At 54.8% G+C, this 480-nt stretch carries 1 protein-coding gene; it reads left to right on the forward strand.

Annotated elements, in window-relative coordinates; translation table 11 throughout:
• Positions 1-480, forward strand: a 480-nt coding sequence (locus HMPREF1992_RS00775) for a phage portal protein (RefSeq protein ID WP_021683892.1), incomplete at both ends; no start/stop codon positions are given.

Genomic DNA, 480 nt, shown 5'->3' on the forward strand with positions numbered 1-480 from the left:
CATTCTTCAAGAACGGAGCGCGTCCGGGCGGCGTTCTTGAACATCCGGGAGTCCTTAAAGATCCATCGAAGCTCCGTGAAAGCTGGCACGCCGTTTACGGCGGTACGATGAATACGGGCAGGATTGCCGTTCTTGAAGAGGGAGTCAAGTATCAGCAGATTGCCATACCGCCAGAAGAAGCGCAGTTCCTTGAAACACGAAAGTTCCAGATTGACGAGATTGCGCGGCTCTATCGTGTGCCGCCGCATATGGTCGGGGATTTGGAGAAATCCAGCTTCAACAACATCGAGCAGCAGTCGTTGGAGTTCGTGAAGTACACGCTGAATCCGTGGGTGGTGCGCTGGGAGCAGTCGCTGCAGAAAGCCCTGCTTACGGATAGGGAGCGGAAGGAATATTTCATCCGTTTCAAGGTGGACGGGCTTTTGCGCGGAGACTACAAGAGCCGCATGGAGGGATATGCCATCGGGCGACAGAACGGAT

The sequence above is a fragment of the Selenomonas sp. oral taxon 892 str. F0426 genome (genome assembly GCF_000468035.1).
GTDB lineage: Bacteria > Bacillota > Negativicutes > Selenomonadales > Selenomonadaceae > Centipeda.